Origin of the sequence: Megasphaera hutchinsoni, assembly GCF_001553405.1 — a bacterium.
In the GTDB taxonomy this organism is placed as follows: domain Bacteria; phylum Bacillota; class Negativicutes; order Veillonellales; family Megasphaeraceae; genus Megasphaera; species Megasphaera hutchinsoni.
Window position 1 is genome coordinate 1 of the sequence record NZ_KQ960949.1, and the last position, 725, is coordinate 725.

General features: G+C 46.1%; 1 protein-coding gene. It reads left to right on the plus strand.

Going from position 1 to position 725, the window contains the following annotated elements; translation table 11 throughout:
* Positions 1-725, plus strand: a 725-nt coding sequence (locus tag HMPREF3182_RS07685; protein ID WP_206445545.1) for a hypothetical protein, incomplete at both ends; no start/stop codon positions are given.

Here is a 725-nt window from a genome sequence, read left to right on the forward strand (position 1 = left end):
CAACCGTAGATGATTTGAAACGGGTAGGCTTTGTCGTAGCTGACGGCGGTAATTATCATGCCACCGTGACTAATGCACAAACCGTGAAATTTGTCGGCGAAGGCTTGGCAGAAGTAAGCGGTAAGACAGAAAATGATGTACGTACATTTACGGTGAAAGTTGATGACAAGAAAGTGGCTGATGCCGTAAAGAGCATAAACGATAAAGCCGGAAACGCTCCGACACAGTATGTAGATAAAGACGGCAATCCGCTTGTAAAAGATGGCGATAAGTACTACAAGGCAAAAGCTGACGGCACACCGGATAAAGACGCTGGAGAACAGACACCGGCAGGTATTAAAGTCGGCGAAAAAGATAAGCCGATGCAGCTTACGAACGTCAAACCGGGAACGAATGATATCACAGCAGAAGGTCCGACAAAAGGATTGGCAGATTTGGAACATGCCGTACCCGGAACGGTAGCAACCGTGGACGACTTGAAGAAGTTGGGATTTGTCATTAAAGGTAAAGCGTCAGATGGAACAACCGATGTTGTTGCACAGGTAAAACATGCCGATACGGTAGAATTTGCCGGTGAAGATTTGGCCAAAGTCATTACGGAATCTGCAAATGGTGTAAGTAAAGTAACCGTCAAGGTAAATAAAGAAGAGATTGCCAAAGCGGTCAACGCAGAAAATGCGAAGAAGGGATCCGCGCCGACAACGTATGTAGATAAAGACGGCAAT